14 protein-coding genes are annotated in these 12603 nt (G+C 62.6%); 4 read left to right on the top strand and 10 right to left on the bottom strand.

Features of this window, described 5'->3' with window-relative positions; all coding sequences use genetic code 11:
* Positions 1-100: 100 nt before the first annotated feature.
* Both ACW4TB_RS16170 and ACW4TB_RS16165 read right to left on the bottom strand, forming a co-directional pair.
* On the bottom strand, positions 101-598 hold the full coding sequence (locus ACW4TB_RS16170) for a universal stress protein (protein ID WP_012313668.1): 498 nt from the start codon (positions 596-598) through the stop codon (positions 101-103).
* Positions 599-702: 104 nt separating this feature from the next.
* Positions 703-1650: a putative 2-dehydropantoate 2-reductase gene (locus ACW4TB_RS16165; RefSeq protein WP_279933601.1), complete on the bottom strand. Its 948-nt coding sequence runs from the start codon at positions 1648-1650 to the stop codon at positions 703-705.
* Positions 1651-1883: 233 nt separating this feature from the next.
* On the opposite strand from ACW4TB_RS16165, the gene ACW4TB_RS16160 reads away from it, so the two are divergent.
* Positions 1884-2960 (top strand): 3-deoxy-7-phosphoheptulonate synthase, encoded by a 1077-nt coding sequence (locus ACW4TB_RS16160; RefSeq protein WP_046787319.1) that lies wholly within the window; start codon positions 1884-1886, stop codon positions 2958-2960.
* A 62-nt stretch (positions 2961-3022) separates the two neighbouring features.
* On the opposite strand, the gene ACW4TB_RS16155 is transcribed toward ACW4TB_RS16160, so the two are convergent.
* Entirely contained in the window at positions 3023-3304 is a 282-nt protein-coding gene (locus tag ACW4TB_RS16155; protein ID WP_046787320.1) for a GNAT family N-acetyltransferase, read from the bottom strand.
* A 515-nt stretch (positions 3305-3819) separates the two neighbouring features.
* Here ACW4TB_RS16155 and ACW4TB_RS16150 point away from each other — a divergent pair.
* Positions 3820-4071 carry an Lpp/OprI family alanine-zipper lipoprotein gene (locus ACW4TB_RS16150; protein WP_003250288.1) on the top strand — a complete coding sequence of 84 codons (252 nt, stop codon included), beginning with the start codon at positions 3820-3822 and terminating at the stop codon, positions 4069-4071.
* Between the two features lie 140 nt (positions 4072-4211).
* Here the strand turns inward: ACW4TB_RS16150 and ACW4TB_RS16145 are convergent, their stop codons facing one another.
* The 3 genes from ACW4TB_RS16145 to ACW4TB_RS16135 form a co-directional block, all read right to left on the bottom strand.
* Positions 4212-5189: a L,D-transpeptidase family protein gene (locus tag ACW4TB_RS16145; RefSeq protein WP_279933605.1), complete on the bottom strand. Its 978-nt coding sequence runs from the start codon at positions 5187-5189 to the stop codon at positions 4212-4214.
* 131 nt (positions 5190-5320) lie between these two features.
* Positions 5321-5602: a hypothetical protein gene (locus ACW4TB_RS16140; protein WP_012313663.1), complete on the bottom strand. Its 282-nt coding sequence runs from the start codon at positions 5600-5602 to the stop codon at positions 5321-5323.
* A gap of 58 nt (positions 5603-5660) precedes the next feature.
* A complete protein-coding gene (locus tag ACW4TB_RS16135; RefSeq protein WP_012313662.1) occupies positions 5661-6266 on the bottom strand; it encodes an arylesterase in 606 nt (201 codons plus the stop codon).
* Between the two features lie 10 nt (positions 6267-6276).
* On the opposite strand from ACW4TB_RS16135, the gene ACW4TB_RS16130 reads away from it, so the two are divergent.
* Positions 6277-6960: an ABC transporter ATP-binding protein gene (locus ACW4TB_RS16130; RefSeq protein WP_012313661.1), complete on the top strand. Its 684-nt coding sequence runs from the start codon at positions 6277-6279 to the stop codon at positions 6958-6960.
* Positions 6960-9467 (top strand): ABC transporter permease, encoded by a 2508-nt coding sequence (locus ACW4TB_RS16125; protein ID WP_196997778.1) that lies wholly within the window; start codon positions 6960-6962, stop codon positions 9465-9467. The genes ACW4TB_RS16130 and ACW4TB_RS16125 overlap by 1 nt, the downstream gene beginning before the upstream one ends.
* Positions 9468-9524: 57 nt before the next feature.
* On the opposite strand, the gene greB is transcribed toward ACW4TB_RS16125, so the two are convergent.
* The 4 genes from greB to ACW4TB_RS16105 form a co-directional block, all read right to left on the bottom strand.
* On the bottom strand, positions 9525-9998 hold the full coding sequence (greB, locus tag ACW4TB_RS16120; RefSeq protein ID WP_012313659.1) for a transcription elongation factor GreB: 474 nt from the start codon (positions 9996-9998) through the stop codon (positions 9525-9527).
* Between the two features lie 11 nt (positions 9999-10009).
* Positions 10010-10318, bottom strand: a complete 309-nt coding sequence (locus ACW4TB_RS16115) for a hypothetical protein (RefSeq protein ID WP_012313658.1) — start codon at positions 10316-10318, stop codon at positions 10010-10012.
* Positions 10319-10532: 214 nt separating this feature from the next.
* Positions 10533-10967, bottom strand: coding sequence for a DoxX family protein (locus tag ACW4TB_RS16110; RefSeq protein ID WP_012313657.1), 435 nt, complete (start codon positions 10965-10967; stop codon positions 10533-10535).
* A gap of 114 nt (positions 10968-11081) precedes the next feature.
* Positions 11082-12488, bottom strand: a complete 1407-nt coding sequence (locus tag ACW4TB_RS16105; RefSeq protein WP_012313656.1) for an MltF family protein — start codon at positions 12486-12488, stop codon at positions 11082-11084.
* Between the last annotated feature and the right edge of the window lie 115 nt (positions 12489-12603).

The following is a 12603-nucleotide window of genomic DNA, read 5'->3' as shown; positions in this document are numbered from 1 at the left end:
CGGCAGCAGGCAGCGACGGGATATAACTATATTAGTGGTTCTCGAAATAAAACTAGAACTATTTTGTTACATGCCGCTCCGAAACTGCCTACCATCAGCTTCACGTTTTCCTACGGCCGAGATGCTGCGAAAGTGGCACCATGTACACCGGCACCGCAGACAACTGCAGCAAGCGCACAGCCGTTCGACCAATCGGCACATCTACCCCGGCACCGGCGCTGTGGCTGCCGAAAATCAGCAAGTCCACGCTCAAACGTTGCGCCTGCTCCAGGATGACCTGCGCCGGATCACCCTGGCGCACCCGGACCGCCTTGATCACCGCCAGGTCCGCGTCCTCGCCCAGCTCCTCGCGAAAGTTCTCCAGCACACGCTGCTCGATGTTGGCCATCACCGTATTGACGCCCTCGCTATGCAACGCATCGAGCGTCTGCTCATCGAGGTAGCTTTGCAGGAGGGATTCGGCGAACTGCCCCATGGGTTCTACGGCATGAATCACATACAGTTCCGCGCCGAACGTGCGGGCCAGGGCCAAGGCATGCTGCATGACAAAAGGGGCGTAGACACCGAGGTCGGTGGCGTACAGCATGGAGCGGATCATTCGACCTCCTCGACTGCCGTGGCGGCAGAGCAAGCTTCAGCTTAGCAGCGCGCCGGACACTCGCTCGGCCGCCCGGCGCACTGCCAATGCGGGCTGTAGAGGTTTCAGCCGGCGCGATTGGCGCGATCGACGAAGGCCAGTGCCTGGTAGAGCATCTGCATGCGCGGCAGGCTGCACCCCGCAGCGCGCGCCCGGGCCAGAGGCTCGGCATAGATAGCCTGAAGTTCCAGCGGTCGCTGCTGGACGTGATCGTGGTACATGCTCGGCCAGTAGTCGGGCATCTGCTCGGTGACCCGGAACAAGTGCTCGGCATAACCGGCAGGCAGCTCGTGACCACAGGCGGCCGCCGCCTGAACCACCTCAGCCATCAACGCCCGAACAAGCTCACGACTGTCGGCATCGGCCATCAGCGGCGAGGTACTGGCACCAAGCAACACCGAAAGGCCGTTGTAGGGGACATTCCACACCAGCTTCTGCCAGCGAGCCTGGCCGAGGTCACCCATGGCCTGGGAGTCGATACCCGCGGCGCGGAACAGCCCGGCGCCCTCCTCTACGATGCTCACCCCCCCGTCGCTGGCGGGCCCGCTGTGATAGCCCAGGTTGACCGCACCCAGCGCCTGATGGCGTACCACACCAGGGCATACGCGGTTGACACAGATAAAGCATAAGCCACCGAGCAAGTGCAGATTGCCGGGCAACGCTGGCCGCAGCTGCTCCTCGACACCCAGCCCGTTCTGCAGCAGAACCACCTTGGCATCAGGTGCCGACGCCTGGGTGATCAGCGGCGCCATTTCGCCATTGCTGGTGGCCTTTGCACCTACCAGCAACCAATCGCACAGCGGCATGTCAGCAGCGCTGGAATAAGCCTGCACCTGCATGCGCAAGTCGCCGTGCACAGCGCTTTCCAGCCGCAGGCCATGCTCGCGAACCTCCGCAAATTCGCTGCGCAACAGGAAATGCACGTCAAACCCGGCCCGCGCCAGCATCAGGCCATAAAAACCGCCAATGGCACCACTGCCAATAATGCCAATGCGTGGTTTGCGAGGGTCCATGCTGATCTTCTGATGAATGTCGGTGTGCTTTTCTACACCGATTGAGGCATTTTGCGCACCCAAATAGCAGTACAAGCCTGTTGCAGCAGGGAAAAACCCTGCACAGGCGCGTTGCAGCCCATTGTCGCGCCCCCTGTAACGCGCTAAGGTTCGGCTCCCCGCTGCGAACATTCTTGCTGCTGGGCCGCACGGGGATTGCTGGCGGCCGGCACCGTGACCTGACGAGTAACACGATGGCTGATTTACCGATCGACGACCTAAACGTTGCCTCCAACGAGACCTTGATCACTCCCGATCAGCTCAAGAAGGAAATCCCTCTCAGCGCCAAAGCCTTGCAGACCGTTACTGCCGGCCGCGAAGTGGTGCGCAATATCCTCGACGGAAAAGACCATCGCCTGTTCGTAGTGGTCGGCCCGTGCTCGATCCACGACATCAAGGCCGCTCACGAATACGCTGAGCGCCTCAAAGTGCTGGCTGAGGAGGTTTCCGACACGCTGTATCTGGTAATGCGTGTTTACTTCGAGAAGCCGCGCACCACGGTCGGCTGGAAAGGCCTGATCAACGACCCTTATCTGGATGACTCTTTCAAGATCCAGGACGGCCTGCACATCGGCCGCCAACTGCTGCTGGATCTGGCCGAAATGGGCCTGCCAACCGCCACTGAAGCGCTCGACCCGATCTCGCCGCAGTACCTGCAAGACCTGATCAGCTGGTCGGCCATTGGCGCGCGCACCACCGAATCCCAGACCCACCGTGAAATGGCCTCGGGCCTGTCCTCGGCGGTCGGCTTCAAGAACGGCACCGATGGCGGCCTGACCGTGGCCATCAACGCCCTTCAGTCGGTATCCAAGCCGCACCGTTTCCTGGGCATCAACCAGGAAGGCGGCGTATCCATCGTCACTACCAAGGGCAACCCCTACGGCCACGTAGTGCTACGTGGCGGCAACGGCAAGCCGAACTACGATTCGGTCAGCGTTGCCCTGTGCGAACAGGACCTGGCCAAGGCGAAGATCAAGGCCAACATCATGGTCGACTGCAGCCACGCCAACTCCAACAAGGACCCGGCCTTGCAGCCACTGGTCATGGAGAACGTCGCCAACCAGATCCTCGAAGGCAACCAGTCGATCATTGGCTTGATGGTCGAAAGCCACCTGAACTGGGGCGCCCAGTCGATCCCGAAGAACCTGGAAGATCTGCAGTACGGCGTATCGGTCACCGACGCCTGCATCGACTGGTCTGCCACAGAGAACACCCTGCGCAGCATGCACGCCAAGCTCAAGGATGTACTGCCCAAGCGCAAGCGCGGCTGAACTTGGCCACAAAATGAAACGCCGGGCTTAGCCCGGCGTTTTCGCATGTGCAGTCAGCAGGTTCAGGCTTTACTCGAATGACGCTGCTTGCGCTCCATGTAGCGTTCGACGTACGAGCAGGAAGGAATCACCGTGTAGCCCATCTGGTCCGCGTACTCCAAGGCCCTTTCGGTCAGCGCTGCAGCGATGCCGCGGCCGCGCAGGGCGTTGGGGACGAAAGTGCGATAGATATCCAGCGTCTGCTTGCCCAGATCCATGTACGTCAGGTAGGCACGATGACCGTCCACGTTGGTCTCGAACTGATGACCGGCCTGGTCATGGTGGATGGTCAGCGCTTCACTCATCACTACTCCTCGCAGGCCTTTTGGGCAGACCTTTACCTTAATCGATGGTGATTATCCGGCAGAGGAACCAATGCGTGCAGCGCCTATGCCACCTCTTGCCCCTTGGACCGCAGGCCGATCGCAATGGTTCTGCCGGACCGGGCCATCAAATAGTAGGCGCGACACCCCGGATTGCTCAAGGTGGCATCGGTTAAAAGTCACGCCGATGAGCTCGAATCCCTGTACGAACTGGCCTGCAACATCAGCCGGACACTATTGGGCTTTAGACGTACACGGACCCTTAAAGTCACCGTTAGTTCAACAAAAAGTTCCCACACAACAATCGCTTGCGCCGCCTGCACAGCGTGCTCACAAAAATCCTGAGAATCTTGTCAAGCACCCTTGGGCAACATTTTTTTTACCGTTCTTGCGCTGAGTCAGTTTACTTACTACAAGTAATGGGTACTATGTACGCCGGCCAGTTTCTCTTTCCTGAGAGATGGCTATTTAATAGAAAGTCCTTGAAGGGGAACACGATGAACAACGTTCTGAAATTCTCTGCTCTGGCTCTGGCCGCAGTTCTGGCTACCGGTTGCAGCAGCGTATCCAAAGAAACCGAAGCTCGTCTGACTGCGACTGAAGACGCAGCAGCTCGCGCTCAGGCCCGTGCTGACGAAGCCTACCGTAAGGCTGACGATGCAATGGCAGCCGCTCAGAAGGCTCAGCAGACCGCTGACGAAGCCAACGAGCGCGCTCTGCGTATGCTGGACAAAGCCAGCCGCAAGTAATAGTCCTCACGGATTGTTAAGAAGCTGACCCACTTGCGGGGTCGGCTTTTTTATTGCCGCAACAAAAGTAGCCGACACAAATGAAAAAGCCTGCGCCAGGCGTTTAACCCGGGCAGGCTTCAGTCGTATCGCTCGAGGGCTTACTGCAGTTCTGGTGGAATGCTCGACACCATGGGGGCTGCACCCTGGTTGTCGACTGGCACGGCAATCTCTACCGGCATGCCATCCTCTGCAGCGACCACGTCGCGGACCATGTCCCAGTTCATACGCACATTGCTGGCCAGGTCTTCGCGCTTGAGCAGCGCGTTGATGACCGCAGTGTGCTTGTCGACTACCGACGGGTCGCCGTTGTCATCAAGCGGCGTGTGCGCCTCGAGGTATACCTTGCCACCACTGATTCCGAACTTGTAAGGCTCGTTGATGATACGCACCGGCGTACCGACCGGGACCATCTTCGACAGCTCCAGCACATTGTTGTTGAACATGCGGAAGCAACCATGGCTGGTACGCATACCAATGCCGAACTTCTTGTTAGAACCGTGGATCAGGTACCCCGGCACACCCAGGGTGAATTTGTACGGCCCCAGCGGGTTGTCTGGCCCGGCCGGAACCACGGTTGGCAGGATGTCACCGTCGGCGGCATGTTCGGCACGGATCGAGGCCGGTGGCGTCCAGGTCGGGTTTGGGGTCTTGGCAATGATCTTGGTGTTGGCGATGGGGGAACCCCAGCCTTCACGACCGATTCCCAGCGGGAAGGTGTACACCACACTCTGCCCTTTCGGGAAGTAGTACATCCGGTATTCCGCAAGGTTGATGACAACGCCCTCGCGGGGCCCCGGCGGAAGCACGTAACGGGTCGGCAGGATGATCTCGGTACCGGCGCCCGGCAGCCACGGGTCCACACCCGGGTTGGCGGCGATCATCTCCAGGTAGCCGAGGTCGTTGGCTGTACCGATGTCGGCAAAGGTGTCCTCGTACTTGGCCTTGATCACCTGCACCTGGCCAACGACGTCTTCACCCGGAGGCGGCAGCGGCAACTCCAGTGCAACGGCGGGGCCTGCTACCAGCAGGCCGGCCAGGGTCAGGCAGCGGGTGACGGCGGGAAAGCGCGGCAACATCCGGTAAATCCTTCGAAAGGTGGGTCAAGAGAATCGATTGTACACCCGCACCGAGCCAAGCGGGAGACACTGGTGGTTTCCATGCGTTTCAGATGATGAAAGGCGCTCTGAGTTTCAGGCCAAGGGCCGCATCAAAGCTGCGGCCATACCGGACGCATGCCGCGCCGCTGGGCTTCGAGAATCGCCCGACAGAGGTCGCACAGGCGGCCGTCACGATAGATGGAGCGCGGCACGCCGGACCAGCGTGGTTGTGCAGGCAGCAACCCGCCACAAAGGGTACGGTCGACCGGCACACCCAGCTCGAGCTGTCGGGCAACAAGGTGGACGCGGATTTCCTGGCAGGCGAACAGATCGAGTTGCTCATCGGGCTCGATCAGTTGGTAGGCATACAAGGACCAGGCAGGGCGCGGCATCGGGGGCTCTCGAAACGGGGGGCGCAACATTAGCCGAAAGCCGGCCCCGTTTAAAGCGTCAGAGCAAGGGTTTTATCGCTGGCCAGGCATTTTCCAGCAACCGCTGCTGGGCACCCTGCGCCGGATGGATGCCATCGGCCTGCATCATCTCCGGCACTCCCCCTACGCCCTCGAGGAAAAACGGCACCAGTGCCACCTGTTTCTCCGCTGCCAGCTGCTCATAAACCTTGGCGAACGCCGTGGTGTAGCGCACCCCATAATTGGGCGGCAGACGCATGCCCAGCAGCACGACCTTGGCCCCGGACTCGCGTGAGCGCTCGATCATCGAGGCAAGATTTTGTTGCAATTGCTCTGGAGGCTGTCCGCGCAGCCCGTCGTTGCCGCCCAATTCCAGCACCACTAGGCTGGGCTTGTGCGCTGCAAGCAGCGCAGGCAGCCGCGCCTGGCCCCCTGCACTGGTGTCGCCGCTGATCGAAGCGTTGACCACCTGATCATCGAAACCTTCGTCCCTGAGCCGGGTCTGCAACAAAGAGACCCACCCCTGGCGGGTATCCAGGCCAAAACCGGCGCTGATACTATCGCCAACAACCAGCAAGGTTCCCGCCGCTGCGCTCTGGGCCAGGCAATACAGGGCCAGACCGGCACTCAACCACCACACTCGCATTGGATTCTCCATGGGCCCCAGCATTCTCGTTGCGCAGAACCTTAGCAAAGTGGTCCCCAGTGCGGAAGGTGACCTGACCATTCTGCACGCACTGTCCCTGGACCTCGCCCAGGGCGACAGCCTGGCCATCGTCGGCGCCTCGGGCTCGGGCAAATCTACCCTGCTCGGGCTGCTGGCCGGCCTGGACCGCCCCAGCGCCGGCAAGGTGATACTCGCCGGACACGACCTGGGCCCACTGGACGAAGACCAACGCGCCAGGGTTCGCGCCGAACATGTCGGCTTTGTGTTCCAGTCGTTCCAGCTGCTCGACAGCCTCAATGCACTGGAAAACGTCATGTTGCCACTGGAACTGGACGGCCGTCGCGATGCTCGCGAACAAGCCCGCACCTTGCTTGAACGGGTCGGTCTGGGCAAGCGCCTGACCCACACGCCACGCCAGCTGTCCGGTGGCGAGCAGCAGCGGGTGGCGATCGCCCGCGCCTTCGCTGCCCAACCGGCGGTGCTGTTCGCTGACGAACCTACCGGCAACCTCGACAGCCATACAGGCGAGCGCATCAGCGACCTGCTGTTCGACCTGAACAAGGAGCGCGGCACCACCCTGGTTCTGGTTACTCATGACGAGCGTCTGGCCAGCCGCTGCAGGCGCCTGATACGACTGGAAGCAGGCCGCCTGGTGGCGCCGGTGGAGGCCTGATGAAACATATGCCGCTTTCCCGCCTGTGCGGCCTGGCGCTGCGCCAGTTGTTGCGCGACATCCGCGCCAGCGAAGTGCGCGTGCTGTTCTTCGCCCTGCTGGTGGCCGTTGCCGCCAGCACCGCCATCGGTTATTTCGGTGCCCGCCTCAATGGCGCCATGCAGTTGCGCGCCAGCGAGTTCCTCGGCGCCGACCTGGTATTGCAAGGCAGTGCGCCGGCGCGTCAAGAGCAGGTCGATGCCGGCACCGCCCTGGGGCTGCGCCACGCACGGGTCGTGGAGTTCACCAGCGTGGTCGGTGGTGATGCCGGCATTCAGCTGTCGAGCATCAAGGCCGCCGATGGCGCCTACCCCCTGCGTGGCCAGGTACGCAGTGCACCGGCGCCGTATGCCATGGAAACCCCCGGTGGCGGCCCGCCGCCGGGCGAGGTCTGGGTCGAACCGCGCCTGCTGGCTGCCCTTGGCCTGAGCATCGGCGACAGCATCGATGTCGGCATGAAGACCCTGCGCATGAGCCGCGTTCTGACCTACGAACCGGACCGTGCCAACAACTTTTATAGCCTCACCCCGCGGGTGATGATGAACCTTGCCGACCTGGAGGCCACAGGGGTCATTCAGCCCGGCAGCCGGGTCAGCTACCGTGAGCTGTGGCGCGGCGATGCGCAGGCCCTGGCGCAGTACCGTCAGGGGCTGGAGAAGAACCTGGCGGCGAACCAGCGCCTGCTCGACACCCGCGATGGCAACCGGCAGATCGGGGGCGCCCTGGGCAAGGCCGAACGCTACCTGAACATGGCCAGCCTGGTAGCGGTGCTGCTGGCAGGCGTCGCCGTGGCACTCTCGGCCAGCCGCTATGCAGCGCGGCGCCTGGACGCCAGTGCACTGTTGCGCTGCCTGGGGTTGTCCCGCCACCAGGCGCTGGGCCTGTACTGCCTGCAACTGGCCATGCTCGGCCTGCTGGCCGCGCTGGTCGGTGCCCTGCTCGGCTGGCTGGCGCAACTGGGCCTGTTCCGCCTGTTGCACGGTCTGCTGCCGAGCGTGGTGCCGCCTGGCGGCATCCTCCCGGCATTGGCCGGCATCGCCACCGGGCTGGTCGCACTGGCCGGTTTCGCCCTGCCCCCGCTCGCCGCCCTGGGCAAGGTGCCGCCACTGCGTGTACTGCGCCGCGACCTGCTGCCCGTGCCACCCAGCAGCTGGCTGGTCTACGGCGCCGCCCTGTTCGCGCTGGGCCTGATCATGTGGCGCCTGAGCCTCGACCTGCTGCTGACCTTCGCTCTGCTTGGCGGCGGGTTGCTTGCCGCGCTGGCACTGGGCGGCCTGCTGCTGCTTGGGCTGCGCAGCCTGCGGCAACTGCTGGCGGGCGCCCCGCTGCCCTGGCGCCTGGGCTTGGGCCAGTTGCTGCGCCACCCCATGGCTGCCGCGGGCCAGGCACTGGCGTTTGGCCTGATCCTGCTGGCCATGGCCCTGGTCGCCTTGCTGCGCGCCGAGCTGCTCGACACCTGGCAGGCACAACTGCCCAAGGACGCACCCAACCATTTCGCCCTGAACATCCTGCCCGACGACCGTGAGCCTTTTGCCCAGCGCCTGCACGAGGTGAACGCAGCCTCCGCACCGCTGTACCCGGTGACGCCTGGCCGGCTGATCCAGATCAACGAGCAACCCGTGCAACAGATCGTCAGCAAGGATTCCGCCGGCGAGCGCGCCGTTCAGCGCGACCTCAGCTTGACCTGGGCCGCCGACCTGCCCGCAGGCAATGCCTTGACCGCCGGCAACTGGTGGCGGGCGCTACCGGCTGGCGATGAAATCCCCGGCGTTTCGGTCGAAGCGGAACTTGCCGCCAGCCTGAAGGTGCAACTGGGCGACCTACTGACCTTCGACATTGGCGGCGAACAACGCCAGGCACGGGTCAGCAGCCTGCGCAGCGTGCACTGGGACAGCTTCCAGCCGAACTTCTACATGATCTTCCAGCCCGGCACCCTGCAGGGGCTGCCGACCACCTACCTGACCAGCTTCTACCTCGCGCCGGGTCATGACCTGGATGTGGTGGCCCTGTCGCGGGCGTTCCCGGCAGTGACCATCCTGCAAGTCGATGCCTTGCTGGAGCAGCTGCGCAGCATCCTCGCCCAGGTTACCCTGGCGGTGGAATATGTATTGCTGTTCGTCCTGGCGGCGGGGCTGGCCGTGCTGTTCGCAGGCTTGCAGGCAACGCTGGATGAACGCATTCGCCAAGGCGCATTGCTGCGCGCGCTTGGCGCTGCTCGACCGTTGCTGGTGAAAGCGCGGCGTATCGAGTTCGGGCTGCTGGGTGCGGCCAGTGGCGCCCTGGCAGCGCTAGGCTGTGAGTTGATTACCCTGGTGCTTTACCGCTATGCGTTCGACCTGCAGTGGGGCCCGCATCCGTGGCTGCTGATACTGCCGCTGGCGGGCGCACTACTGGTAGGCGGGGCTGGTGTGCTGGGGACTCGGCGGGCGCTTAATGCCAGCCCGTTGGCGGTGCTTCGGGAGGGGTAGCCTTGCAAGCTGCAAGCTGCAAGCATGGCCAATACGCCTCGGCTTGCAGCTGAACGCTTACTGTTCGTAACTTATGCTGCTTACATACCAGGTCGCTTCGCCGGTAGGTGTGTGCACCACCACCTCATCACCCTTCTCTTTCTTGAGCAGGGCCCGCGCCATCGGCGAATCGATCGAGATATAGTCATTGCGTCCATAGATCTCGTCGTACCCGACGATGCGAAACTTCAGGGTTTCGCCGTCATCATTTTCGATCTCCACCCAGGCACCGAAGAAGACCTTGCCCTCCTGCTGCGGCGAATAGGCAACCACCTTGACGTCTTCGAGGCGCTTGCGCAGGTATCGGACCCGACGGTCGATCTCACGCAGCAACTTCTTGTTGTACTGGTAGTCGGCATTCTCGCTGCGATCCCCCAGCGAGGCAGCCCAAGCCACCTTCTGGGTAATTTCCGGGCGATACACCCGCCACAGATGGTCCAACTCTTTCTTCAGAGCTTCATGGCCTTCTGTCGTGATGATATTGGTACTCAACAGCGGGATCCTCAGCGTCGGGTAATCAGGCCCTGGCGTGCGATGCGGGTGAGGTGGCCGATCACTTCGGCAGCATCCTGCGGGGCAGGTGCCTGGATCACCGCCAGATCGAAGCGGTCGTTGCCAAACTGCTCCAGCCGGCACGCGGTATCGGCAAACTGGATGAGGAAGGCGCGGGCCTGGCCTTTGCGACGGGACAAGCCTTCGAGATGACGCAAAAGAGTGGGCTGATGCTGGCCACCGAGCAGGATGCGCGGTGTACGGGTGGCCTGGCTGGCAGGCAGTGGGCTCAAGCAGACACTGGTACGTGGGCAACTCATGGAGTGTATCTCCGCCTCGCAAATCCCGCTGGGCAGCGGTGGGAGGCGTCACCGAACCAGCGCTTTAGCGGTATTTCGGATGACCCGGGGCTGGGCTTTCCTGCGCCCCGCAAGTAGCTGTTTAAATCGGCGCAGGCGGTATGCTAGAGCTACACGCGGCAAGCTGCAAGCCCCAAGCTGAAAGTCATCAACTTGAGGCCTGCAGCATGAGCTGTCAGCGGGCGATCAATCGGTCTACGGAGAAGCGACCAGCGCCTTCGATCAGTACCGCGACGGTACCCGCCAGCAACGCCAGGGCGAACTCATAGCCATTGTTGGACATGAACAGGCCGTTACCGATGTGCACCGAGAAGATTGCCACCACCAGCGTCACTGTCAACGCCAGAGCCGCCGGGCGAGCCAGCAGGCCGATCACCAGGGCCAGGCCGCCGAAGAACTCGGCGCTGCCGGACAACAGGGCCATCAGGTAACCGGGGGCCAGGCCGATGCTCTCCATCCACTGGCCGGTGCCCTCCAACCCGTAGCCACCGAACAGGCCGAAGAGTTTCTGCGCACCGTGCGCCATGAAGATGATGCCGACCAGGATGCGAATTACGCTCAGGCCCAGGCCGGCGCGGGTGGAGAGCAGTTTGATGATTGCGTTGTTCATTGGGTGACTTCCTTGAAAGCTGGGCTGTTGTGTTGGGATGGGCGCCATAGTAATCGACTTGACAGATATTTGAATCGCAAAAAACCCTGCATACCAATCAAAGAAATCGATTTATTAGCGCTTGGCCCTCCGCTCCAGCACCGCACGCTCACGGTTGAACGCCAGGAAGTACTTGTTCACGCTGTTGACGAAGTTCACCGGCCCCATGCCCACCTGCTCCATCGCGACCCGTTCGGTCTGAAAGAACCATTGATTGCCATTGAGGCCACGCTTGCGAGCCTCGACACGCATGGCCTGGACCCGCTCGGGCCCAAGGTTGTAGGCGGCCAGCACAAAGGCCATGCGCTCACGCTCGTTGATCTGCGGGCTGGCAAAGAACTTGCGGCGGATCAACGCCAGGTAACGGGCGCTGGCCTGGACATTGCCATCCACCGTTGCGGTATTGCTGACCCCGACCCGTTGGGCAGCTGCAGGAGTGATCTGCATCAGGCCATGCGCCCCGCCACTGCCGCGCGCCGCCGGGTTGAGGGTCGACTCCTTGAAGGCCAACGCAGCAAGGTTCAGCCAGTCGATCTGTTGCGCCTGGCCATGTTTCTGCAGCACCGCGCGCACAGAAGCCAGGCGCTGACGGTCCTTGCGCGCAAGCGGGTTGTGCACGCGGTACTGGCGCCGGTAGATGCGCTCGAAGGCAGCGTCCTGGTTCTCCGGCGCACGGTAGCCCTGCAAAAAACGATCGACCGTGGCCTGCAGCAGCGTCGCATCACGCCGCACATACCAGCGCATGGCTTGCGGCGGGCCCAGTTGCAGGCGGCTATCCAGGCGCAGGCGTGGCATTACCCGAGCCCAGCGCAGCGCGATCGGCCGCTCCACCACGGTCAGGTGATAGATGCCGGCCTGGACCATCTCCAGCACGTCCTCCACCGCCAGGGTCGAATCGACCCACTCGATCTTGACGGGCGGGCGCTTGCGCAGCGCCAGGTGCTGGTTGATCTGCTGGATCAGCGCGCCGGCGGCACTGGCACTGGTCAGCGCCACGGTGCGCCCGGACAACTGCTCGACACGGGTGAAACTGCGCTCGCCCTTGCGCCCGACCAGCCACAGCGGCACTTGGTCCAGGACCGGAGCACTGCTGTTCACGCCACCGACCAGGCTCGGGTCGAGCAATTCGCCCGGGGCGGCAAGGTCGCCCTCACCGCGCTGCAGGGCCCCGAGTAGTTGCTCTTTGGCTCTGGGGATGAGTTTGAGCTGCACCTGTTGCCCGTCGCCGGCCCGAGCGTTGAGGTAATGCTCAAGCGCACGCAAGCGGTAGTACTCGATACCGACGGGCTCGCCCTTGACCTCACCGGAGCTATTGCGACTTTGATTGACCAGTACCCGCAGCACCTTGCTGCTGCGGATCTGTTCAAGGTCACGGGCCTTGCTCACCGGCACGTTCTGCTGCGGCCCCGGCAGGCGTGCGTAGGCGGGACCGACGCTCATCAGGCCAAACGCCAGCAGCAGGGCGAGCAGGTATCGCAGCATGCGAAAACGTATCCGAGGTCGGTGGGCAGCATCCATGTGTACGAGCAACTCGTGATAAATGACGGTAAAAGACCATGGCAACAGCCTGAAGTTCTTGGCTTTTTCCCGAAAATCG

Source organism: Lelliottia jeotgali, assembly GCF_977070485.1.
This window is presented reverse-complemented; position numbering and strand designations above follow the sequence as displayed.